The 22,207-nt window shown below is 58.1% G+C and carries 19 protein-coding genes, 1 tRNA gene and 1 pseudogene; 6 read left to right on the top strand and 15 right to left on the bottom strand.

Going from position 1 to position 22,207, the window contains the following annotated elements; genetic code table 11:
• Window positions 1–58: 58 nt before the first annotated feature.
• On the top strand, window positions 59–1,285 hold the full coding sequence (argJ, locus tag ACFCXQ_RS09625; protein WP_379550061.1) for a bifunctional glutamate N-acetyltransferase/amino-acid acetyltransferase ArgJ: 1,227 nt from the start codon (window positions 59–61) through the stop codon (window positions 1,283–1,285).
• Window positions 1,282–2,100 carry an inositol monophosphatase family protein gene (locus ACFCXQ_RS09620; RefSeq protein ID WP_379550059.1) on the top strand — a complete coding sequence of 273 codons (819 nt, stop codon included), beginning with the start codon at window positions 1,282–1,284 and terminating at the stop codon, window positions 2,098–2,100. The genes argJ and ACFCXQ_RS09620 overlap by 4 nt, the downstream gene beginning before the upstream one ends.
• Window positions 2,101–2,110: 10 nt before the next feature.
• On the opposite strand, the gene trxA is transcribed toward ACFCXQ_RS09620, so the two are convergent.
• From trxA to ACFCXQ_RS09575, 9 genes are all read right to left on the bottom strand, one after another.
• On the bottom strand, window positions 2,111–2,431 hold the full coding sequence (gene trxA, locus ACFCXQ_RS09615; RefSeq protein WP_379550057.1) for a thioredoxin: 321 nt from the start codon (window positions 2,429–2,431) through the stop codon (window positions 2,111–2,113).
• Between the two features lie 51 nt (window positions 2,432–2,482).
• The gene (gene addA, locus ACFCXQ_RS09610; protein WP_379550055.1) at window positions 2,483–5,983 is read right to left on the bottom strand and encodes a double-strand break repair helicase AddA; all 3,501 of its coding nucleotides are present in this window, start codon (window positions 5,981–5,983) and stop codon (window positions 2,483–2,485) included.
• Complete coding sequence (gene addB / locus ACFCXQ_RS09605; RefSeq protein ID WP_379550053.1) at window positions 5,980–9,030, bottom strand: double-strand break repair protein AddB; 3,051 nt, start codon at window positions 9,028–9,030, stop codon at window positions 5,980–5,982. The genes addA and addB overlap by 4 nt, the downstream gene beginning before the upstream one ends.
• The gene (locus ACFCXQ_RS09600) at window positions 9,023–9,745 is read right to left on the bottom strand and encodes a nucleotidyltransferase family protein (RefSeq protein ID WP_379550051.1); all 723 of its coding nucleotides are present in this window, start codon (window positions 9,743–9,745) and stop codon (window positions 9,023–9,025) included. Before ACFCXQ_RS09600 ends, addB begins: the two co-directional genes overlap by 8 nt.
• The gene (locus ACFCXQ_RS09595) at window positions 9,742–10,716 is read right to left on the bottom strand and encodes an aminoglycoside phosphotransferase family protein (RefSeq protein WP_379550049.1); all 975 of its coding nucleotides are present in this window, start codon (window positions 10,714–10,716) and stop codon (window positions 9,742–9,744) included. Before ACFCXQ_RS09595 ends, ACFCXQ_RS09600 begins: the two co-directional genes overlap by 4 nt.
• Window positions 10,713–11,150, bottom strand: coding sequence for a tRNA (adenosine(37)-N6)-threonylcarbamoyltransferase complex ATPase subunit type 1 TsaE (gene tsaE / locus ACFCXQ_RS09590; protein ID WP_379550047.1), 438 nt, complete (start codon window positions 11,148–11,150; stop codon window positions 10,713–10,715). Before tsaE ends, ACFCXQ_RS09595 begins: the two co-directional genes overlap by 4 nt.
• 18 nt (window positions 11,151–11,168) lie before the next feature.
• The gene (locus ACFCXQ_RS09585; protein ID WP_379550045.1) at window positions 11,169–13,511 is read right to left on the bottom strand and encodes a sensor histidine kinase; all 2,343 of its coding nucleotides are present in this window, start codon (window positions 13,509–13,511) and stop codon (window positions 11,169–11,171) included.
• Between the two features lie 84 nt (window positions 13,512–13,595).
• On the bottom strand, window positions 13,596–15,005 hold the full coding sequence (gene ahcY / locus ACFCXQ_RS09580) for an adenosylhomocysteinase (RefSeq protein ID WP_379550043.1): 1,410 nt from the start codon (window positions 15,003–15,005) through the stop codon (window positions 13,596–13,598).
• A 169-nt stretch (window positions 15,006–15,174) separates the two neighbouring features.
• Window positions 15,175–15,636, bottom strand: coding sequence for an S-adenosyl-L-homocysteine hydrolase (locus ACFCXQ_RS09575; RefSeq protein ID WP_379550041.1), 462 nt, complete (start codon window positions 15,634–15,636; stop codon window positions 15,175–15,177).
• Window positions 15,637–15,895: 259 nt separating this feature from the next.
• On the opposite strand from ACFCXQ_RS09575, the gene ACFCXQ_RS09570 reads away from it, so the two are divergent.
• Complete coding sequence (locus ACFCXQ_RS09570; RefSeq protein ID WP_379550039.1) at window positions 15,896–16,375, top strand: peroxiredoxin; 480 nt, start codon at window positions 15,896–15,898, stop codon at window positions 16,373–16,375.
• A 69-nt stretch (window positions 16,376–16,444) separates the two neighbouring features.
• Here ACFCXQ_RS09570 and ACFCXQ_RS09565 read toward each other — a convergent pair whose 3' ends face one another.
• Both ACFCXQ_RS09565 and ACFCXQ_RS09560 read right to left on the bottom strand, forming a co-directional pair.
• Window positions 16,445–17,368: a sialate O-acetylesterase gene (locus ACFCXQ_RS09565; RefSeq protein ID WP_379550037.1), complete on the bottom strand. Its 924-nt coding sequence runs from the start codon at window positions 17,366–17,368 to the stop codon at window positions 16,445–16,447.
• Window positions 17,369–17,397: 29 nt separating this feature from the next.
• A pseudogene (locus ACFCXQ_RS09560) lies at window positions 17,398–17,560 on the bottom strand (GTP cyclohydrolase I FolE); the annotation flags it as partial.
• Between the two features lie 46 nt (window positions 17,561–17,606).
• On the opposite strand from ACFCXQ_RS09560, the gene ACFCXQ_RS09555 reads away from it, so the two are divergent.
• On the top strand, window positions 17,607–18,602 hold the full coding sequence (locus tag ACFCXQ_RS09555; protein ID WP_379550035.1) for a phosphatase PAP2 family protein: 996 nt from the start codon (window positions 17,607–17,609) through the stop codon (window positions 18,600–18,602).
• Here the strand turns inward: ACFCXQ_RS09555 and folE are convergent.
• The 3 genes from folE to ACFCXQ_RS09540 all read right to left on the bottom strand — a co-directional run bounded on the left by folE (window position 18,586) and on the right by ACFCXQ_RS09540 (window position 19,987).
• The gene (gene folE, locus ACFCXQ_RS09550) at window positions 18,586–19,194 is read right to left on the bottom strand and encodes a GTP cyclohydrolase I FolE (RefSeq protein ID WP_379550033.1); all 609 of its coding nucleotides are present in this window, start codon (window positions 19,192–19,194) and stop codon (window positions 18,586–18,588) included. The two genes, ACFCXQ_RS09555 and folE, sit on opposite strands and share 17 nt — an antisense overlap.
• 177 nt (window positions 19,195–19,371) lie before the next feature.
• A tRNA-Arg gene (locus ACFCXQ_RS09545) sits at window positions 19,372–19,448 on the bottom strand.
• A gap of 101 nt (window positions 19,449–19,549) precedes the next feature.
• Complete coding sequence (locus ACFCXQ_RS09540; RefSeq protein WP_379550032.1) at window positions 19,550–19,987, bottom strand: NUDIX domain-containing protein; 438 nt, start codon at window positions 19,985–19,987, stop codon at window positions 19,550–19,552.
• Window positions 19,988–20,055: 68 nt separating this feature from the next.
• Here ACFCXQ_RS09540 and ACFCXQ_RS09535 point away from each other — a divergent pair, with 68 nt between their 5' ends.
• Both ACFCXQ_RS09535 and ACFCXQ_RS09530 read left to right on the top strand, forming a co-directional pair.
• Window positions 20,056–20,238 carry a Flp family type IVb pilin gene (locus tag ACFCXQ_RS09535; protein ID WP_379550030.1) on the top strand — a complete coding sequence of 61 codons (183 nt, stop codon included), beginning with the start codon at window positions 20,056–20,058 and terminating at the stop codon, window positions 20,236–20,238.
• A gap of 122 nt (window positions 20,239–20,360) precedes the next feature.
• The gene (locus ACFCXQ_RS09530) at window positions 20,361–20,534 is read left to right on the top strand and encodes a Flp family type IVb pilin (protein WP_379550028.1); all 174 of its coding nucleotides are present in this window, start codon (window positions 20,361–20,363) and stop codon (window positions 20,532–20,534) included.
• Between the two features lie 124 nt (window positions 20,535–20,658).
• Here ACFCXQ_RS09530 and ACFCXQ_RS09525 read toward each other — a convergent pair whose 3' ends face one another.
• The gene (locus ACFCXQ_RS09525) at window positions 20,659–22,134 is read right to left on the bottom strand and encodes a M48 family metalloprotease (RefSeq protein ID WP_379550026.1); all 1,476 of its coding nucleotides are present in this window, start codon (window positions 22,132–22,134) and stop codon (window positions 20,659–20,661) included.
• Window positions 22,135–22,207: the final 73 nt, after the last annotated feature.

Raw genomic sequence — 22,207 nt, 5'->3', positions numbered from 1 at the left:
ACGGCCAACTGCATGAATGCAATTGCCGCTTTGCGGCGTGCGCATTAGAGCGTCGTTCATGGACTTACCACCCTCACCGCTCGCCCGCCCTTTTCCTGAGTTGCCCGCAATAGCCGGAGTAACTGCACGCACGGTGAATGCGGGCTATCGCGATTGGACGCGCAGCGATTTGACGCTCGTCGAATTGGCCGAAGGAACAACGGTTGCAGGCGTCTTCACGCAAAGCGCCTGCGCATCCAGCGAGGTGGAGCTTGGCCGCGAGCAAGTTCGCGCGGGAACAGCCCGCGCGCTGGTTGTGAACGCTGGCAATTCCAACGCCTTTACCGGCTATCGCGGTCGCGAGGCGGTCGAACAAATCATGGCGCAGGTCGCCGTTGGCCTGGGCTGCGAGCCATCCCAGGTCCTGGTCTCCTCAACCGGCGTCATCGGCGTCCCGCTACCAAAGGATGTTGCGCGCGCCGGAGTAGAAGCCGCCCTCGCAGCTGAGCCTGTCGACTGGGAAGCGGCAGCGCATGCCATCGGCACGACTGACACATTCGCAAAGGGCGCAAAAGCCTCTGCCATGATTGGCGGCACACGCGTTGAACTCGCCGGAATCATCAAGGGTAGCGGCATGATCGCGCCGGATATGGCGACCATGTTGGGCTATGTCTTCACCGACGCGAAAGTCGCTCCTGCACTGCTCCAGGAAATGCTGAGCAAGGCCAATACGGAGACCTATTCTTGCATCACAGTCGATGGCGACACTTCTACCAGCGACACGGTTTTGGTGCTTGCCACAGGACAGTCGGAGGCTCCAGCAATCACAAGCTGGGACGATTCCGGCGCGGACGCATTCTATGCCGCACTTTTGTCCGTTTGCCGCGAACTTGCGCAATTGGTGGTGCGCGACGGGGAAGGCGCGAGCAAATTTATCTCCGTGGCGGTGAGCGGCGCAGCAAGCGATGAGAGCGCCCGCCGCATTGGCCTCTCAGTCGCCAACTCATCTCTGGTCAAAACCGCCATTGCCGGCGGCGATGCAAATTGGGGCCGCGTGGTTATGGCCGTGGGCAAAGCGGGTGAACCGGCAGACCGCGACACGCTCTCCATCGGTTTTGGCGGCATATGGGCCGCGCGTGATGGTCAGCCTTTGCCTGACTATGACGAGGCGCCGGTTGCAAAACATCTCGAAGGCGAGGAGATCACAGTAGAAGTCGACATGGGAATAGGCGAAGGCCGCGCGACTGTTTGGACCTGCGATCTCACGCATGGCTATATCGACATCAACGCCGATTACCGCTCATGAGCGAAACGCTCGATACAGAAATTCTTGTGCTCATGCGGCGGGTGAGCGAGCAGATCATTTTGCCGCGTTATCAGAACCTTGCGAGCGAGGAGATCATCGAGAAAGCCGCCGATGATCTGGTCACCATCGCTGATCGCGAGGCCGAAGAAGCCTTGCAAGTAGGCCTCGCCGCGTACGATCCCAATGTCGTCATTGTCGGCGAAGAAGCCGCGCATGCAGACCCGAGCGTGTTGAATGCCTTGTCAGGCGATTGCTGGATTATCGACCCGATTGATGGAACGCATAATTTCGCACACGGCCATGCGCCTTTCGGCATCTTACTGGCGCGCGCATCAGGCGGTTTGTGTCAGTCGGGTTGGATTTACGACTGCTTGTCGGGCCGCTTTTGCGCGGCGCATTGCGGCGCTGGCGCAAGCGTCAATGGCGAGAAATTTCTTGCACGCACGACCGGCGAAAATCCGCCGGTTGCGGCAATCTCTGCGCTGTTCCTTGATGATGAAGAGCGCGCGATGGTCCATACGCATATCACGCCCCATTACCGCCTAGTCGACATCCCCCGCTGCGCTGCGGAACAATATCCGCGCCTTGGATTGGGCGAGAATGACATTTCGACTTTTAAGCGCACCCTGCCCTGGGACCATGCCGCAGGAGTACTTTGGCTTAATGAAGCAGGCGGCTGCGCACAGCGTTTGGATGGCAGCGCATACCGTGTTGAGGATAACAGCGATGGATGCAAAAAACCCGGGCTTGTCGGCGCATCCTCCCCAAAAATCTGGGAAGAATACGCAGCCCGAGCTCTCGCAAATCCAGTGTAGTTAGAAGCGCTTAAAGGGCAGCTTCAATCCATTCTTTGAGCTGGCTCTTCGGCCGAGCGCCAGTCATCTCAGCAATCTTCTCACCGCCTTTATAAAGCGCCAGATAGGGGATGCCTTGGATGCCAAGCGAGCTCGGCGTGTCCGTGTTATCGACAATATCCATCTTTGCGATGGTGACCTGATCGGCCAGCTCATCGCTGATTTCTTCCAGCGCCGGCGCGATCATTTTGCACGGACCGCACCAATCCGCCCAGAAATCGACGAGAACGGGTTTTTCAGAACCAAGCACGTCGGCCTGCCAGCTTGCATCAGTAACATTCACGGTTGCCAAGGAATTTCTCCAGTTGTTTCGTTGATCTTAGAAGTGGGATCTTGCGGTGATTTACTCAAGAGGCGGCAGAGCAAAGCTTTCCTGCTTATCTGCGAAGCGCGACTTGTATGGGCGAAGCATGCTAGGCGGCAAACGGAAAAGCTGCGGCGTCTGTGTATACAGCACCGCCGCCTCGATCCTGCGCCCCGGATAAATCACCTCCAGAGCAGCGACATAGGCCGCCATTTGCTTCAGCGTGGTTTGAGGGATCGCTTCAAGGTCATGCGGCGGGCGTCGCGCGGTTTTGAAGTCCACGACCGTAATCGCTTCGTCGGTCACCAATAGCCGGTCGACAATGCCAGTGACGACTTGCCCCTCGACGATAGCTGACAAGGGCACTTCGGCCAGCGCTTGTGACGTGAAGACCGGGGCAAGCGCAGGCTCAGCCAGAACCTTCAGTGCGCTTGCGACTATCTCGCCCTGCTGCGCATAGCTCAATTCGGGCGCTTGGCGCTTGATCCAAAGGCTTGCGCTGCTTTCACGATTTTCCTCAGTAACTTCTGGCAAACGCTCCAGCAGTGCGTGGATCAAGATACCGCGGCGCGCCGCCTCGCCCGAATGCGCGCCAAGATCATCGGGCGCGAGTGGCGGGTCGCTGCCCTCCACCTCACCCAGCCCCGATGGCGCAAGCGGCTTGGGAGGGCGCGGTTCTTCCGGTGCGGGGCGATTGACCCATGCCGGCAGTTGCTCTTTCGCATCTTCTTTCTTGCCGAGCTTCTGAGGCTCTTGAGCGCTCAATGCGCCCCATGTCCGCCGCGCGCCCCACAGCGAATCTTCTAAAGCGTCACGCTCGAACAGAGGTAGCAGCCGCGCATACCAGCTATCCTCATGCGCGACCCCGCGCCTGGCATCGCGCGGCCCCAGCGATCCGGCAATAAACAGCGCTTCTTCCGCCCGGGTCATCGCCACATAGAGCAAACGCCAGTGCTCCTGAAAATCGGCGGCTTGTGCCTTGTTATAGGCCGTTTCAATCACGCCAACATGCTGATCCTTGGAAAGCGCGGGCAGCGGAATTTTCCTGCGCTTTGTGCCGTCAATTGGTTGTTCTTCCAGAGTAAGCTCACCCGGCGAATCTGGCCCAAGCGCAGCATCCGCCAGAATGACAATCGGTGCCTGCAAGCCTTTTGACCCATGCACCGTCATCACGCGCACTTGATCCAGCGCCTCGCCTGCCTCACGTTTCAGCTCACCATCGCCCGCATCGAACCAGCGGATAAATCCTTGCAGGCTGGCGGTTTGGCCCGATGCAAAGGCATTGGCCGCATTGAGCAGTTCATCGATCGGGTCATTCGCTTCCGAACCAAGCCGCTGCACCAGCCGCCGCCGACCATCAATCGGTCCGGTGAGGATCCAATGCAGTAGCGCCTGCGGGCTCTCAAAGTCGGCTCTGCGCAATATCTCGCGCAAGTCGGCGAGCGTTTGTATAACGCGCGGACTATCGCAGCTACGCAAATGCTCCCACAGCCGCATTTTTGAAGGCCTATACCCGTGTTCGAGCAAGTCCTCTTGGCTCCATCCACACAGCGGCGAAACCAGCAAATTGGCTAGCGTCAGATCGTCCAGCGGCTGAGCGGCGAAGCGTAAGGCGGCCATCAAATCCTTGACTGCCAAGGGCGCGCCTAGCCGCAGCCGGTCGACCCCGGCCACCGGCACACCATGCGAATACAGCCGCGCAACGATAAGCGAGGCAAGTTCGCGGCGTTTGCGCACCAGCACCATGATATCCCCCGGCCCAGCACGGCGCGGGGGCTCATCAGCCCGCCCTTTGACAAGCGGAAAGCCGGTTTGCATCCAATCCCTTATCTGCAGAGCAATCTTATCAGCGAGCTTGCGATCATGACGCGATAGCCAGCTTTCCTCGCCCTCGTCATCCGTGCCTTCGCCGTCAATCACCAGGTTCCACATGGTCACCAAACCGGGACGATCCTCGCCCACATGCTCAGGCGGCTTTGCCGCAAGCCCAAAAGCATCATGACCGATTGTAGCAATGGCTCTGTCGACAAATTCAAGCACTGGCGCTGCTGTCCGGAATGATCGATCAAGATCAAGATCCTGCAGGCCTCTTAAGTCCGGCCCTCCGGGCAGCTCGCGTGCAGCCGCGGCTAGGCTGTGCATATCGCCCGCAACCTTGCGCTGAGCCTCGGCAAAGTTCTCAGGACTGGTGCCTTGAAAGCCAAAGATCGCCTGCTTGTAGTCACCGACGGTGAAGATGGTGCGGTTGGTGCCTGCGCGTGCGCCCTCGCCGCTAAAGAAGTCGTCGGTCAGCGCAAAAATGATGGACCATTGCGCTTCATTGGTGTCCTGCGCCTCGTCGATAAGAATATGGTCAAAGCTGCGATCAAGCTTGTACCGGATCCAGTCCGAAAGCGAGTTATTAGTGAGCAGCTCCGCAGCGCGGCGGATCTGATCGTCGAAATCAACCAGCCCTTCCCGCTGCTTCGCCTCATCCCACAGAAGCGCAAACTTGCGCCCGATTGAAAGCTGTTCCACGAGAAAGTCGGCGAGGTTCAGTAAAACACTGCGCTCCTGCGCTGCTTTAACACCGGCAAGCACTGCCTCGATCTGGACAGGATATGTGGCGTCTATCTTCTCTAGATTGGAAAGCCTGCTCGGAAGTCCTGCTTTGGTCAGAATAGAACCGAAGAAACCATCAAGCCCGGCTAGCCGTTCGCTGGCGTTCAGCGTCAGCCAAGTCGCGCATACATCCGCATTGGCGAGTCCAGTTTTGCTGCCCCACTCAGCGTTTATCGCCGCCACTGAACGGAGCGCGGCAATCGGAAACTCCTCGTCTGAACAGGCCTCCGCCGCCCATGCTTCATCCGCACCGGAAGGAATACCCAGCAAGCGGCAAATCCGCTCCCGCATCGGCGGCTGAAGCGCACCCGTGCCGCTCCAAAGCTCCGCCGCATTAGCGCAGCGCACCAGCCAGCCTCGTACGCTGTCCGGCCCCTTGCTTCGGCTCATTTCCGCAATCGCGCCAAGCGTTTCCTTGTCCCCTGCCCGCTCCGCCTCGCTGAGCAAATCGCCCAGCACTTCCCGGCTCAGCAAGTCACGCTCGCGGTCCTCCATCGCCCGCGCGCCAGGCGTGATATTCGCCTCTTGCGGGAAAGCGGCGAGCAGGAACTGGGCAAAAGCGTGGATCGTGTCGATGCGCAGGCCGCCGCCGGGGCAATCGAGCACATTGGCGAACAGTGACCGCGCCCGCGCCTGTGTTTCCGGGTCAATCGGAGCGCCGAGATGGTCAAGCTCGCGGGCCAATTGGGGCGCAGGCAAACGCACCCAGCGCGCCAGCACTTCATTGACGCGAACCGCCATTTCCGCCGCGCCTGCTTTTGTAAATGTGAGACACAAAATGTCCGAGGGTTGCACCGATTTCTCGAGCAACAATCGAAGCACGCGCGCTGATAGAACCTGCGTCTTGCCCGTCCCCGCCGAGGCCGACAGCCACACGCTATCACGCGGATTAACCGCATCGCGCTGCGCCCCGGCGAGTGGATAGACTTGGCCGCTCATGCCTCATCCTCTTCTGCGAGACGCGGCAACCATTCTTCAAGCCGCATTAGCTGATCATAATCGGCATAGCCCCCGAAATCTGGATTGAGCTTGGCTGTGAAAGGCTCATCACCCTTGATCCAGCGAGTGATCGCATCGCGCAAATGCTCTTCGGTTTTCGGCAGGAATTCTTCTGGTGGCAAGCCCGACCGCTTGCTCCCCGTTTTCAGCGGGGTTTCGACATAACCAAACTCCGGGCCGTCGCCACTACTTTTAGCCTTCGCGAGTGACCAATATTCAAACACGCTGGGTTCGCCAGAGGCATCGCCAAAACCACTCGTCCGCGCGATCATGCCAAGCAGGCCGAGCTGCAGCGCAAAACCCTGTTCCACCATGGCTGATGAAGGCGGCTTGCCAGTCTTGTAATCGACAATTGCCAGAGTGCCGTCGGCCAACCGGTCAATCCGGTCCGCACGGCCATGAACCCGCACACCATCGACGTGCATGTGACCCTTTTTTTCCCATGCGATGACCTGGCGTCCGTCGTCTTCAGAAACGCGTTCCTCAACCCACTCAAGCGCCGCGAGCAGCCGTGGCTCCCAAAGGCCGCGCATCAGCGGATGGGCGTTCTTTTCCTCCATCACCGCATGCATAATCGGCGCGAGGCGAGCTTTGGGATCATCGCGCCGCGCCTCGTGCCAACGCTCCAGAATAAGGTGAGCAACCTCCCCCTGCCACGCGGCAGAAGGGTCCGCATCAAGCCCATCAAGTACCCGCAAACCGAGGATTGACTGCGCGTAAAATTGGTACGGATCACCCCGCAGTCGATCGAGCGCTGTCACCGCCAGCGGCACATCACGCTGATCCGACTTGGGACGCATTGCGGGCCGCTCATAACGCTCGGAGGCATCCACCGGCTCAGCCAAAGCGCGAGCCAATTCAACAGCGCGCTTCTCGGTGTGACGATCCAACTGCTCCCCGATTAATGCCTGCACCCGCAGGAGAAAGCGCGAAGGGATAGTCGGCCCAGCCTCATCCCGTGCGGCGCGGCTCAGTACCACATCCGGCGCGCCCAAAGCTCCGGCTAGGTCATGCGCGGAAAGGCCAATGCGGAAGTCCGACCCCGGCACACCCAGCGCGCGCAAAACCGGCGGCGCAAGCAAAGCATCCACGCCGCCGCGCGGAGTCCAAATGCCCTCGTTTAGCCCAGCACAAATCACCATATCTGCGCGGCTCAGACGCGATTCCAGCAGGCCATAAATCGCGACGCGTGCATGCCCGCCATAGGGAGGGCGCACAGCGATTTGCTCCATCGCATCACGCAAAACAATCTCGCTGTCAGCCAACTCGATCTGTGTGCCCGCATCCGCGGCGTGATAGCGCAAATCTTCGATGAAACGCGCCAGCGCGCGCCCGTCTTCGCGGGCCCAGAGCCGCTCTCCGCACAGTGCCTCACCGCACCGGGCCAAGGCGCCAAGCAACGCATCGAGACTGGTCATTTCACTGAGCGCAAAAAGCGGCTCAAGCGCCCCGGAAAACTGCGCCCACCAATCGGTCAGACGCGGCGTCTTCTTAGCCAACTCGGCAACCAGCTCGCTCACTGGCTCAAGCCCCGCCTTTGGACGCGGGCCGCGCAGCTCGCGCTCAACCAACCTCGCACAGCTTAGCCATTCGCCGCGCTTCATCTCAGCACTCACGAGCGGATGCATAGCAAGCGCCATAAGGGGTACTGGTGCCGCGCCTTGCGCCAAAAGCTCTGCGCAAAGGAGCATGACCCGCCCCGTCGCGCTCTGCGACAAGGGGCGCCCCGCTGAATCGTCCGCCTCAATGTCCCAGCGGCGCAAATGTTGAACCACGCGCCGCGCAAGGCCTCGATCCGGCGTGACCACTGCAACCCGCCGCTCCGGCTCTTCCAGAGCTTCGCGCACCAACACCGCAATGGCCTGCGCTTCTTCCTCCGGCGCTGCGCTTTGCATGATCCGCACACCGCTCATCCGCCGCTTCTCAGCGGGTAACTCAACCCAGGCCCGGCTCGCCTTCGGCGGCAGAAAAAGCGCCGAAATCGCATGACTGCGCTCTGGCGGAGCCGCGCTCATGCCCTTGCGATGCCACGGCTGCACCTCTGCCCGCGCCACTCCCATACGGTTTAGCAGCAACTTCAAATGATATTGTGGATGCGTCACCGCGTCAGCGCGCGAAATCGGGTCACTCTCCGGCTCTGACGGTGCGCCAGCCGGTCCAAGCTCCTGCCACACCGCGTCAGACATACTAAGGTCGAGATCCGGCAAGATCACCGCGCCTTGCGGCAGCTCGCTAATGACGCGCAACAAGGAAGCCAGCGCGGGCGCTGCGCTTGTCACACCAGCGGCAATGATTGGAGTTCTGGGCGGGTTTTTGCGCCATTCCCGCCCAGCATGCCGGAACAGAGCATTTCGCCGCGTCACGGCATCGACCGCTTGCCATTCTTCCAACTGAGCCTGCCAGCGAACCTGCACCCCTGCAAAATCGCGCAGGGCCAATCGCCAATGCTCCGAAACTTCATTGACCAGCGCAAGAACACGCTCGCCCATCAATTCCTCAGGTCCGATTTCCTCGACCAGCAGCCTGTCCATGGTCGCTGCCAGCTCCCGCGCGAGCCGCAAAGCAGTTGCTCCTTTGGGCGCGCGCTCACCCATTTCCTCCGTCAGAATGCGGGCCAGCGCGAGCCAGCGCCGCGTTGGATCAACCGCGCGCGGAATATCTGGCGCACCTAAGGGATCGAGCAGCGTGCCGAGCGCTTCATCGAGGTCTAAGTCCCCAATTACTGCCATGCGCGGCATCAACATCCCGCTGCGCCCCTCAGCGCCAGAATGGCGGATGAAAGCCTCGCTCACCAGCCTCTGTGCACGCGTGCTGGGGAGCAATAAAGTAAGCCGCGCCAGCCCGAATTCATCGTCTCGGTAACGCGGCACAAGACCCGCGACGAGCGCATCAACGAAGCCGCGATGGGCGGCGATGGAATAAACCTGAGGGGTGCTAGCCTTAACGTCGGCCTTTGAGGTATTCGCGATGTCGCCGCGATCAGCCACGCCGCAGCGCTGCCTCAGTTGGCGCTATAGCTTGCGGCGTCCCAACCTCGAACCAGAGGCCGGTAAAAGCAGCGCCGAACAGACGCCCTTCCTCAATCGCGCGGTTCCACAGGATATTGGTCGAGAAGGCGCCCTCAGGTGCATCGCGCAGTAAACGGTGCGAGACGAGTTGAATGCCGGAATAGATAAAGGGGGCGATCCGGCCAGACACTCGCCGTTTCAACTTGCCTTGCGGGTCCATGTAAAAATCGCCCTTGCCGGTAAAATTCACTGCCTGATCATGCGGAACGAGCAGCAAAAGCGCATCCATTTGGTCCGGGTCCCAGCGGGCCGACAAGTCGGCGAAAGCATCGCGCGGCCCGTCCAGCCAGATGTTATCGGCATTGCAGCAGAAGAACGGATCCGGCAGCATGTCCTGCGCGTTTGCCTTGACCATTCCGCCGCCCGTTTCAAGCAATCCCGATCTCTCATCAGAGATCACGACTTTGGGCGAGACACGCTCTTTCGCATGCGCTTCTAAAATGTCCGCAAGATAATGGACATTGACCACCGCATTGGCGACGCCAGCATCATGCAGCCGGTCGAGAGCATGATCAATAAGCGGCTTGCCCGCGACGCGCACCATCGGCTTGGGCTGAGAAGCGGTAAGCGGACGCATCCTCTTGCCCATGCCAGCGGCCATGATCATGGCAGTGTCTGAAACGAGATTGCTCACTTTAGACCTGCTCCATTTGCCGCGCGAATTTCTTGCGGGATATTGGCATCAAACCACGTCGCAACGGGTGCCAGTGATGGATGCACAAGGTCGCGCTCCATAGCGGCCCACACGCGCGGAATCATCTCCAAATAGCGGGCCTTGCCGTCACGCTTGGCAAGCCGGGTAAAAATGCCGACAATCTTTGCGTTCCGTTGAGCACCGAGCAGCGCATAGTCCGCCAAGAAATGCTCGCCTGCATCCACCCTATCCATGTAGCGGGCGAGCATTGCGCGCTCCAAATCCTCAGACACATCGCGCCGCGCATCTTGCAGCAGCGACACCAGATCATAGGCAGGATGGCCCACAAGTGCGTCTTGGAAGTCAATGAGGCCTTGGCCGCCATCCGGCGGAAGCATAATGTTTTCAGCGTGATAGTCGCGCAAAACGGTAACACCAGTTTGCTGGCGCGCGACAAGCGGCTCAAGCGCCTGCTCCCAGGCTTGCGCGTAACCCGCAGAGTCGACCGCCAATTCCATCGCTGGGCAATACCACTCCGTTAACAGAGCCGCCTCGCGCTGGTATACCGCCATGTCATAGGGATCGAAGGGGCCGGCGGGCTTTCCATGCAAAGCAATCAGCGCATCAATCGCGCCTGCATAAATCGCTTCTTCGTCCGCGGGATGCGCGTCAATCCACTCACGCACACGCTCATCACCGAAATCCTCTGTCAGCACCCAGCCTTGTTCAGCATTCTCAGCCAAGATTTCTGGCGCGCGCATGCCTTGTTCGCTGAGGTAGCGGGCAACCTTCAAAAATGGCGCAGGATCTTCCTCAGGCGGAGGCGCATACATCAACATCGCGCTCTGCCCCTCTCGCATCAAGCGGAAGTAGCGCCGGAAGGAGGCATCGCCCGGCAATGCAGCGATTACCGCATCGGCCCAGCCCGCCGACTGCATAAACTCTTCAAGCCCATTTGGAAGGTCGCTCATGGCAAACGGCTTTGCCAAGCTGGCCCCGCTTCGACAATGGCTATGCGCCCCTCACCCACCGTTTCGAGCTTGATTGAGAGGCAGGCAGCCTCATGCGCGAACCCTCCTGCATTGGCAGGCCACTCGGCCAATAGCGCAGCATCGGCACGGTAATCATCAAGCCCGATTTCTTCGACTTCCGAGGGGTCACTCAAGCGGTAGAAGTCGGCATGGACAATGGGCGGAGCCAAGTCCGGATAGCTTTCGATAATGGTGAAGGTCGGCGATGGCACATCTCCAATGTGTCCTGCGCCTTTCAAAATGCCGCGAGCGAGCGTAGTTTTGCCTGCGCCCAAGTCGCCGTTCAATGCAACGACATCGCCTGGCCTCAACACTGCGGCAATCCGAGCGCCAAACGCGCCCATCGCCGCAAGATCTGGTAAATCAACCCTCATTGCAATGACATGTCGAGGTCATGGAAGCGTAATCGTTGCCGCAGTGCCTGCGCCCTTGCGCGAGGTGATTTCCAGCGTGCCATCATGCGCTTCGATCAATTGCCGCGCGAGAGGTATGCCGAGCCCTTGGCGACGCTCGATCCGCTTGCCGTCCGGCGACATGCGAAGCCCTTCCAGTGCTCGCGCCATCTCGTGGGGGCTCATACCCTTGCCGTTGTCCGTTATAACAATGCGAGTACCGCCTTTACGCTTCTTGAGATCAATCTGGATCTTGCCATCACGCCCAGTGGCCGCGATCGCATTGTCGAGCAAATGGGCCAAGGCGCGCCGCAATTGCTGCGGATCGGCGTTGATCTTCTTTTCCGGATCACCGTTCAAATCAAGCGTTAGCCCAGCGTCTGTAATCGCACTCTCACGCTTGCGAACCATCTCGGTTACAAACGGCAACAGCTCAAACTTCTCTTTGCTCAGCGGCATCAGACCCGCCTCGCTCTGCGACAGATCTAGCACGTTCTCGACCTGCTCTGTCAGCTTTGCGACAGACAAAGATATCGCCTCAGCATATTCCTTGGCTTGCGATGGCAACTCACCAATCGCTCCGCTAGTGAGCAGCTCTGCAAACCCGCCGATTGAGGTGAGCGGTGTCCGGAATTCATAACTCATATTCGCGAGGAAACGCGTCATCACCGCATCGGCCTCTTCCAATGCGCGGTTGCGCTCACGCAAGGCTTCCTCCGCCTCGCGCGAGGCAGTCACGTCAAGCACGGTAAGCAAGCCATTGCCATCAGGCAAAGGAACGCCCGCATATTCAAGGCTACGGCCATCGGTCAGTTCAGCTGAGCCCTGGCTTTTTTTGCGATCAAGAGTTGCCGCGCGAATAACCGTGTTCACTTGAGCGATTGCTTTGGGGTCCGCTAGATTCTTCTCAATAGCTGCAAGCAACTCTTCTGCCTGCGGATGGCCGCTTAGCACGTCGTCATCGAGCCCCCAGACGCTCGAAAAGCTGCGATTCCAAAGCTCAAGACTGCCATCAGGCGCGAACACCGCGAGCGCCTCAAACAAATTGTCGAACGTCGCCGTCCGCGTCCGCAGTAGCGTGTCACGCGTTGCCGAGAGCGCCAGCTGCTCAGTCAGATCTTCTGCAATCATCACAAGCCCGCCGTCAGGCATAGGCTGTGCAACAATGCGCAAGTGCGTGCTATCTGTCAGTGACCAAGTCTGTTCCTGTGTTTTGTCAGTAGTGAACCAATCGCCCAGCTCGCGCCGCCAGGCCGGAAAGTCACGAACTTCAGGAATGCGTCCTTGATCGCGCGCAACCACCAGCATTTGCTCAAAACCGGTTCGCTCATTGGCAATACCGGGCGGGAGGGCGAACACGCGCTGGAAGGGTTGGTTCGCAAAGGTCATGCGGCGATCTGCGTTGAACAAAGCGACGCCAATCGACAACTGATCGAGCATGGAGCGCTGCGCCTCGCGGAACGCTCTGAACTCACGCGCCTGCTCCTCCATTTCCTCAATATCCACCGCATATCCAGCGATGCCTTCTGGACCGAGCGGCAAGTCCGTAACACGCAGGCTGCGCCGTGCCCCTTTTACGGTGGCTGTTACAATACGCTCAATCGTTTCGTTGTTTTCGCTGGCTCTTTGCGCGACTTGAGCGCCGCTGACCCCGTTGATCTCTTCCACAAGCTCGATTTGGTCAAGCACTACGGAGTCGGGCGATTCTGCGCCCACTGCATCGACATAAGCGCTGTTGACGAGACGCAGACGCCAGTCATCACCGCGAAACCACATTGGCATGGGCGCCGCCTCGATCAGGCCTACCAGCGCGCGAAAATCCTGCTTCGCCCGCGCTGTCTCATCGCGCAACGCCGCAAGCTCTTCTTCGCTCTCAGTGAAATCGAAAACCCAGATTAGCGCCGCCCCAATCGGCGACACAGTCGGGTCTGCGAGCATTCCTCTAAAACGGAGCGCTTTGTTTGAACCCGGCGGTGTGATTGCAATGGTGAAAGGCGCGGCGGTACGCTGGGTATGGCGCACTCGGACTTTGAGCAATTCAAGCTGCTCATCCGACAGACCGCTGTCGCCGCCTTGAGCGAGCTCGCTCAAATATTCCGGCATTGTATCGAGGCCCAACCAACTCGCCAGCCGATCAGGAGCCTCAAGCCGTCCATCAGCCCGCACCAGCAGCGGCACTGCTGGCGAGTCTTCAATCATTCGTGATAACCGCCGCGCGTTGCGCCGCGTCGCCTCGGCATTGGCAACGCGCGCGCTGGAACGAACCATCATCCAACCAGCGCCGACCGTCCACACGGCCAGCAACAGGCCAATCAAAGCAAGAAAAGCGGACGAAACTTCCATCGTCTACTAGCTATGCCTCTACCTGTGATGATTGCAATGGCCAGCGCGGCGAAACCCACGCCAGACCAGTGCAACTGCGTATAGTTAGTACCGATAATGCTCAGGCTTGAACGGACCCTCTGCTGGCACACCGATGTAATCGGCCTGCTGCTGGGAGAGCTTGGTGAGCTTCACACCGAGCTTATCAAGATGCAATGCCGCAACTTTTTCATCGAGGTGCTTGGGAAGGACATAAACGTCATTCTCATACTTGTCCTCATTCTGCCAAAGCTCGATCTGCGCAAGCACTTGGTTCGTGAAAGAGCAGCTCATGACGAAGCTAGGGTGACCAGTCGCACAGGCGAGGTTCACGAGGCGCCCTTTGGCGAGCACGATGATCTCTTTCCCATCCGGGAATTTGACCAGATCTGTGCCTTCTTTGAGCTCAGTCCACTCATAATTGTCGAGCGCGGAAATTTGGATCTCGCTGTCGAAGTGACCAATATTGCACACGATGCTCATCGGCTTCATCGCCTTCATATGCTCAGCGGTGATCACGTCTTCATTGCCAGTCGTCGTCACGAAGATATCAGCGCGGGTCACGGCCTCTTCCATGGTAACAACTTCATAGCCTTCCATGGCCGCCTGAAGCGCACAGATGGGGTCAATCTCGGTGACCATCACGCGCGCGCCGCCATCGCGCAGCGATTGCGCAGAGCCCTTACCAACGTCGCCATAACCAGCGACACAGGCAACTTTGCCTGACAGCATCACGTCGGTTGCGCGGCGGATTGCGTCGACCAGCGATTCGCGGCAGCCATATAGATTGTCGAACTTCGACTTCGTCACACTGTCATTCACGTTGATCGCGGGGAATGGCAGCTTGCCTTCTTTCGCGATGTGATAAAGCCGGTGAACGCCGGTCGTAGTCTCCTCAGAAACGCCTTTAATATTCTTCACAGACTTGGTGAGATAGCCAGGCTTCGCTTTCACGAATGCTTTCAGCGCGCGCTGGAATTCAATTTCTTCAGCGTTCGCAGGCTCAGGCATTTCTTCGCCAGCCTCAATGCGTGCGCCCCACAGCGCAAACATGGTTGCATCGCCGCCATCATCGAGGATGAGGTTGGTGGTGAGATCAGGATCATCCTGCGTCGACCAATCAAAGATCTTGCCAACATAGTCCCAATATTCAGCCAGGCTCTCGCCCTTGATCGCAAACACCGGAATGTTGTTTGCAGCCATCGCAGCGGCAGCGTGATCCTGCGTCGAGAAGATATTACAGGTCGCCCAGCGGACTTCCGCGCCCAGAGCTGTCAGTGTCTCAATCAGAACCGCGGTTTGGATCGTCATATGCAGCGAACCGGTGATGCGCGTGCCCTTGAGCGGCTGCGACGCGCCCAATTCTTCGCGGGTTGCCATCAGGCCAGGCATTTCCGTTTCGGCGATGCGGATTTCTTCACGGCCATAATCAGCCAGGGCGATGTCTTTAATCACGTAGTCAGTGAATTCGGTCACGGATTGGTCCTTTGAAAAACTGGTGCGGCCAAGAAAAAAGCGCGGGCCACAATCGTGCCCGCGCCTTAGCGCTCACCTATCCGAAGTGCAAATATAAAGATGTCTTTATATTAAGCGCCATTAGTTTTGAAGACCGACCGGATTTCAGCCCGGTAGTGGATACGTTTACCTAGCGCGCAGCCCAGCGCCCCAAAGGCTGATTGGAAAGCAATTGTGTGGCTGCTGCAGAAAGCTCAGTCTTATCACGCTCAGCCGTCAGATCACGCGTTACCTGCTTCAGCTCAGCACATTCAAGCCATGGGTGCCCCTGACCATACTCATTGGCCATACCGACACTAATCTTGTCGAGCGCGCGCTTGGCCCCGCGGCTACCATGACGATGGGTCAAGTTTGATTGCAGATGCCGCCCAGCGCGGTTCAACGTAGCGATGTGCGTAGCGGAAAACTTACGATAGTCCGCTTGAAAATTGTCTGCCCCGTTTCGGCACCGCAGCGATGTAACCATCAGCATAATATCCAGCTTGCGGATATTCTCAGCATTCCCGATCACCGGATCAGCCGCCGCAGCGCTTGGCATTGCAACAGTTGCACAAGCAGCGATTGCCAGCATCGCGCTTTTCATAGTCTTCATTTCACAGTCTCCCCGACAAAGCGAGGAACCCAACCCCGCGTCAATTCCCACCTTGACGGTGACAATTTACCGGGAGTTAAACAGCCAAAGTAAAGAGATAGTAACCATGCTCGCGAGGTGTTGCTAAGGGGTGGTGCGGCGATGGTGGGCGCCATATCGCGGGCAGAGCGCACTATTCACGCCTTGAACGCAGAGCGATCGCCACTAAGTGCAACGAGCGTAAGATCACAGACACGACCACTATGAAAGGTTCCACGATATGACTATTTCCGTAGGCGACAAGCTACCCGAGGTAACATTGGTCAAAGCGACCGCTGAAGGGCCTGAACAAGTGCAGTCCGCTGAGTATTTTGCGGGCAAAAAAGTGGCGCTGTTTTCTGTGCCGGGTGCATTCACACCGACCTGTTCAGCCAAGCACCTGCCCGGCTTTGTTGAAAAAGCAAGCGAGCTGAAGGCCAAGGGCGTTGACGAGATCGTCGGCACGGCCGTGAACGATGCCTTTGTTATGGGCGCGTGGAATCAGGCCGCGGGCAGCGCGGACATTACCATGCTCGCAGACGGCAATGCAGACTTTGCGCAGGCTGTGGGCCTGACAATGGACGGCAGCGGCTTTGGCATGGGCCAACGCGGACAGCGCTTTTCTATGGTCGTCAATGACGGCGTCGTTGAGCAGCTGAATGTCGAGGCGCCGGGCGACTTCTCCGTTTCCAGCGCGGAGCATATGCTGGAACAGCTTTGATCAACCGAAGGCTTTGCTGATTGAAGAGGGCGCCCGATCGAGGCGCCCTTTTTTATGGCACGTGAGTGGTCAGCAGCCTCGTTCCAACTCACCCATCGCATCAGCAAATGCTTGGCCAAGCACCAGATAGTCCTGCGATCGGTAGTGCCAACCGTCGATGAAACCAAATCCGTCGGTTGCGGTCACCAATGAAGCGCAACGATCAGTTTTCACGAAGCGGGCTTGAGCGGCGCGCACTTCCCGAGAGTAACGCATCACCCGCGTTTCGGCAGTATCCCCGGAGTCCTTGATCTGGCCAATAACGATTGGCAGGTCATCCTTGTGGAGCGCCGCTCTCAACAGTCCCATCAATCGCGCCAAATTCGAGTCATAACTCCGAGCCGCTGACCAATCATCAAAGGCATCCGCCTCGCCCTGCATCCAAACAATACCGGCAGGAACAAGCCTATCCGCCTTGCCATCGCCATCGATATCCCGCGCGGCCATCGCCTGCGAGATCGTCGTCAGCGCCATGTCATACTGATTGCGCCGATTTGCTTGGTCATAGTCAGGGTCCCACGAGCCATAGCCGGACACACCATGTACAAGCGCCGTTCCGCCGCGTGAGAACTTGATGATGGCAATACCGTCTTCCGGATGAAGCGCGGACATCTTCGCTCCGAAGGTCAGCTCGGGTCCAAAGCGATCTGACATTTCATTGGCGCCGTCTTTGACACCAAAGCCCGCTCCAAAACCCGGAGACAAAGCCTCCCAAACACCCTCACCTCCGCCGTCTGTGCCATCTTCAATGCTTTGTCCGGTGAAAATGCGAATATCGTCTCGCGTCTCAGACTGCTTGGCTGACAGGTCCTTGGTAAAGCCGTAGCCATCCATATTCGACTGGCCGCCAAGGAAATAGACTCTGTAGGTTTTTCCCTCCGGATCGTCTTGAGCAAGTGCTGGAGTCGCAAGCATGCCCAACACAGCTGACAATCCTATGAAAAGACTTCGCATCGCGCTTTCCCCTTTCGGTCAATGAGGTCTCAGCCATAGCCCATTAGTGACATCACTTCATTGCAGCTGCGAGGATTATCCAGAAAACATCCGTGAAGGCGCGAAGTAATCATGCCGGCACCGGGTGTGCACACACCGCGCCCTCCTCTATAACCGCCCAGTCATACAGCCATGCTGCGCCTCTATCACCATGCCCCGCATTGACCCATTAGTAACCCTATTTCCCTAACGGGCAAGTATGAGCGCCGAGCTTACCTTTCCCGATCAGGTTGTTTCAGCAGCCAGCAACACCAAACGCCAACCGGCGCTGGTGCGCGTCACCGCGTTGATGTGCACCTTGCTGGCCGTATCGGGAGCAACGTTGCTGACGATATTGGTCAAAACCGGCCTAGAGCCGCGGGTCGATGAATTCGGCCGCTTCGTGCTGCTGGCGGTGCTCATGCTATTCCTGGCCGGATGGTGCCAGAAACGGTTTACGGATCAGCGTTTGACGCATGCTGCACTGGCCTTCGCTGCGGCGACACTGTTCCTGATGCTCGCTGGCCTCATCGCCAACACTGGCCTGCGGTTGCAAATGCCAATCGCCGACGCGGGCCTTGCGGCAGCTGACGCGGCATTGGGTCTGGATATGGCCGCTGTCGTGCGCCTTACTGCGGAAACGTCATGGCTTACAGGCCCGCTGAAATTTGCCTATAATTGGTCGACGCTCGCTGTGGCGCTGCTGATTTTGGGGTGGCTCGCATTGGGCCAACATGCCCGTGCCTGGGAGCTAATCCTAACGGCATTTTTCTGTTTGCAGGCCGCCGCAATCATATCTGTGTTCTTCCCCGCGAAAGGCACGGCCTTTTTCTTCGACTTGGGACATCTGCAAGGGAACGGGATCCCGGAAGGCGCGGCTGTCTATGCCGGCGCAACTTTCGATTGGTTCTACTTCGGAACGCAAACCGTGGTCGGGCTCGATACGCTGAACGGTGTCGTCACCTTCCCATCATTCCACACAGTTCTGGCCTTGCTCGCGACACAGGCGCTATGGCCAACCAAGCTAAAATGGCCAGCGATCATCTGGACGGCGGCGGTCATAGTCTCGACCATTCCTATGGGCGGACACTATGCCGTCGATCTGGCAGGCGGCGTTTTGCTATGGGTTGCAGGCTGCGCTCTTGCCCAGTGGGCAGTTGGAAGCGGCCAGTTGGAAGCGGCAACCCGCAGCTCAGCGATCACCCATAACCCATAAGGGACATGACTTCCTTGCGGCTACGCGGGTCATCGAGAAAGCATCCATGCAGCCGCGAGGTGATCATGCCCACACCCGGAGTGCGAACGCCGCGCCCCGTCATGCAGCCATGCTGCGCCTCAATCACAACCGCAACGCCGTGCGGCTCCAGATGATCCCAGACACACTGCGCGACCTCAGCGGTCAACCGCTCCTGAATTTGCAGGCGACGCGCATAGCCATGCAGCACGCGGGCAAGCTTTGAGATGCCAACTACTTTCTGGTCTGGAAGATACGCAATCGCGGCCTTGCCAGTGATCGGTGCCATGTGGTGCTCGCAGTGGCTCTGGAACGGGATATCTTTCAGCAGAACGACCTCATCATAGCCGCCCACCTCATGGAACACGCGGCTCATATGAATGGCCGGGTCCTCCTCATTGCCGCTGCAATATTCTTTCCACGCGCGCGCGACCCGCTTTGGTGTGTCGCGCAGGCCTTCTCTATCAGGATCATCGCCAGACCATTTTAACAGAGTGCGAATCGCGTCCTGAATTTCCTCAGGAACCGAAATCTTGCCATCTTCTTGGTCGTCGTGATCGTGTCCACAGCCCATATTGCAATTCTCCGTTATGTGCACTCGCGTGCATATACGGGTTCACTCGCGGAAAAGCTTCGCCTTGGCAATGACTTGTGATGTGCGACCAAGCGCTGACGCACAAAAGGCCACCCCACAAAACGAGATGGCCTTTTATGACCGCTCAAGCAGCGTCCTGTGCGTTAGCGGAAAAAATGGCGCACCCGGAAGGATTCGAACCTCCGGCCCCCTGATTCGTAGTCAGGTACTCTATCCAGCTGAGCTACGGGTGCGCGTGGAGGGGCGCTATTAGGCAGGGGCTGGCCCCTTGGCAATCCCTTATCGCAGCATTGACGCACAATTTTGCTGGCTTCGCTGCGCCTCGGGCGACTCCTTATATATAGGCGAAGAGTTTTTCAGCCAATTCAACGTCAAGAGGCGGCCTTGGCAGCTTATGTATCTGCTCGGGCGTAAACCAACCGACCTCTCCGCCCTCAAGTGCCGCCGGCTCGCCCACCCAATTAGCGCAAGTGTAAAGCGAGATGACAATCGCGGGCATATCAGCGTTAGCAAGCGATCGCGCGCTTGCAACCAAGGTCAGAGAATCGACACTCACCACTACGCCGAGCTCCTCACAAACCTCACGAATCAGTGCATTTTCAGATACTTCACCCGGTTCAACCTTGCCGCCTGGGAACTCCCATAGGCCGCCATGAGCCTTATCAAGCGGACGCTTATGCATCAGCCAAAGCCCCTCTTTTCGGCGCATTGCGATAGCGACGACATCGAGAATTGTCGGAATATCTTCCACGTTAACTTTTGGCTTCAACACTTCTTTAACAGGCCCTCAGCTAATTCGATGATCGTCAATTCAGAAATCGACATTTGGGGCCAACAACGATGTTCAAATTTTTAAAAGATCTTGGACGAGACAGCGAGGGGGCAACAGCTGTTGAGTATGGATTGATACTCGCCCTCATCTTCTTGGCAATGCTTGGAGCACTCCAATCATTTGGCTCAACCTCGATCGAAATGTGGAACACCATTTCGGAAAAAATCGTGGACGCGTCATCCGGAAGCTAGGGGGCAGATAAAGAGTTTGAAGCTGATTAGCAATTTATCAACTTCTAGCTCCGATAACGAAAACACTTGCTCCTCTTAGGGGGAGCAGGACGGGTAATGAAGACTGAATCAGGAGACTAACAATGACATTTTTCAACAAACTGGTACGTGACGAAGACGGCGCAACTGCAATTGAGTACGGTCTGATCGCTGCTCTTATCGCTGTTGCAGCTATCACTGCAATGCAGGGCCTCGGCACTCAGCTGAGCTCAACGTTCACGACAGTATCTGACTCGATGAACACTGCAAGTTCGTAATCGAACTTCTCTAGCAATAGAGATAAAGAAAGCGGCGGGGGGAAACCTCCGCCGCTTTTCTTTTGTGTGCTGTACCTGCGAGCGCCCCGAGCTCTGGAGCGAGCGTAAGAAAGTCGCACGCGCCTTATCGTCCGCGCACCACCAGTTTTACTTTCTGGCCAGCACGCAGTTGATCACTGCTGTTCAAACCATTTAACACTCTAAAGCGCGCTTCCTGACCTGTGGAATATGCCATCCGCCGCGACAATGAGGAAACCGTGTCGCCGCGCCCGACCGTCACCACATCGACCACGCGCGGTACAACGCCCGCCGCTTCGCTTTGAGTGATTCGCCGCATGGATTGAAACATACCGTTAAATGCCTCAGCTCCGCCAGCGGGCGTGATCACTTGGAAATGATACGCGCGGTCATTGGCAAATTCATACGCAAAAACCACCACGTCGACTTGGCTTTGGCCCGTGTTCACGCGGGCTGTTCCGTAAGCCGCCGATAACCCATTCACCTGCGTTCGCTGAATATTCTGTGGTCGAATCTGCTGTTGCTCGCTGCCTAGAGCTGCAAAAACGCTCGATACATACGCATTGAGATCGCCATTATAGGGCGCCAGCGTCATCTGCGCCCTGCCACTCTGACCATTAATCGTTACAGCTCGCGTCCCATTGACCATGTAAAAGCCCTGAGGCGCTGTAAACGCCAGGCGCAATTCTGGGTGAATGAAGGTACTTCCCTCGATCACGCCTTGTGCCGGATCATCACCATAGACCATGCCATCAATCCGCGAGAGAAACGTGTCGCGATTGGTTATGCCAGTGCCAAGGCCCTGCGCCTTACCTGCAGCAGTCCTTACTCGGCTCGCCGGATCGGGGTGCGTGCTCGCCCATTCGGGAACTCGCGCATTGCCGCGCCCTTGCAACTGTGCATCAAGCGAGTTTTGCGCCGCGAGGCTAGCCAGAACCGTCGACATAGCGCGCGGATCATACCCTGCTCGTGTAAGGTATTGCACGCCAAGCTCATCAGCCTCAAGCTCCTGACTGCGTGAGAATCTTAGTGTCAGCATCTGCGAGCCCTGCAAAAAGCCTCGACTCAGGGTGTTTCCAAGCTGGCTGTTTCCAAGAAGAACACCGGACAACACAGCACCCAAGACACCGCCAATCTGATTGCGCTGTGCCGCCGCCTGACGGCGCTGAGAATGGCGCGCCGCGACGTGGCCAACTTCATGGCCCAAAACCGCCGCGAGTTCCGCCTCATTATTCATCAAGCTGACCAATTGCCGGGTTGAATAGACATAGCCGCCGGGAACCGCGAACGCGTTGTTCACCGAGCTATTGAGCAGCGTAACTGTAAAACTCTGTCGCGCATTTCCGAGCCCTGAGTGAACTGCAACGTTCTTGCCTATTTGCTCGACATATTGCGCCTGAGGGCCCGTCATCGCGCCGCCAAATTCAGCGACGAGCTGTGGGTGAAACTGCGCGCCCTGCTGCGCTTCGCTTTGTGTAATAGGCGAAGATGCGCTGGGGATCGAACCGCCACCCATACAGCCGGTGAGCGCAAGTGCGCCCACTGTACTAAGAGCGAGTGAGCGTGACAGGCGATGCGACATAATTTCCTCCCATGGGCAAATCCCATTCCTCGCGTATAGACTAAAGCGCCCGCGCGCGCAGGGGAAGGTAAGA

Origin of the sequence: Qipengyuania rhodophyticola (assembly GCF_042493225.1) — a bacterium.
Classification (GTDB): domain Bacteria; phylum Pseudomonadota; class Alphaproteobacteria; order Sphingomonadales; family Sphingomonadaceae; genus Erythrobacter.
Note: the sequence above shows the minus strand (reverse complement) of the source record. Positions and strands in the feature narration are given on the sequence as shown.

What these genes read in the sequence shown, in the direction of transcription:
- addA (WP_379550055.1), bottom strand. Translation starts at nt 5,983, where the DNA reads ATGAGCGGCCAAGTCTATCCACTCGCCGGGGCGCAGCGCGATGCGGTT.
- ACFCXQ_RS09530 (WP_379550028.1), top strand. Translation starts at nt 20,361, where the DNA reads ATGACATTTTTCAACAAACTGGTACGTGACGAAGACGGCGCAACTGCA.
- argJ (WP_379550061.1), top strand. Translation starts at nt 59, where the DNA reads ATGGACTTACCACCCTCACCGCTCGCCCGCCCTTTTCCTGAGTTGCCC.
- ACFCXQ_RS09595 (WP_379550049.1), bottom strand. Translation starts at nt 10,716, where the DNA reads ATGAGCGACCTTCCAAATGGGCTTGAAGAGTTTATGCAGTCGGCGGGC.
- ACFCXQ_RS09525 (WP_379550026.1), bottom strand. Translation starts at nt 22,134, where the DNA reads ATGTCGCATCGCCTGTCACGCTCACTCGCTCTTAGTACAGTGGGCGCA.
- ACFCXQ_RS09570 (WP_379550039.1), top strand. Translation starts at nt 15,896, where the DNA reads ATGACTATTTCCGTAGGCGACAAGCTACCCGAGGTAACATTGGTCAAA.
- ACFCXQ_RS09620 (WP_379550059.1), top strand. Translation starts at nt 1,282, where the DNA reads ATGAGCGAAACGCTCGATACAGAAATTCTTGTGCTCATGCGGCGGGTG.
- ACFCXQ_RS09575 (WP_379550041.1), bottom strand. Translation starts at nt 15,636, where the DNA reads ATGAAGACTATGAAAAGCGCGATGCTGGCAATCGCTGCTTGTGCAACT.
- ACFCXQ_RS09535 (WP_379550030.1), top strand. Translation starts at nt 20,056, where the DNA reads ATGTTCAAATTTTTAAAAGATCTTGGACGAGACAGCGAGGGGGCAACA.
- ACFCXQ_RS09565 (WP_379550037.1), bottom strand. Translation starts at nt 17,368, where the DNA reads ATGCGAAGTCTTTTCATAGGATTGTCAGCTGTGTTGGGCATGCTTGCG.
- ACFCXQ_RS09585 (WP_379550045.1), bottom strand. Translation starts at nt 13,511, where the DNA reads ATGGAAGTTTCGTCCGCTTTTCTTGCTTTGATTGGCCTGTTGCTGGCC.
- ACFCXQ_RS09555 (WP_379550035.1), top strand. Translation starts at nt 17,607, where the DNA reads ATGAGCGCCGAGCTTACCTTTCCCGATCAGGTTGTTTCAGCAGCCAGC.
- folE (WP_379550033.1), bottom strand. Translation starts at nt 19,194, where the DNA reads ATGGGCTGTGGACACGATCACGACGACCAAGAAGATGGCAAGATTTCG.
- tsaE (WP_379550047.1), bottom strand. Translation starts at nt 11,150, where the DNA reads ATGAGGGTTGATTTACCAGATCTTGCGGCGATGGGCGCGTTTGGCGCT.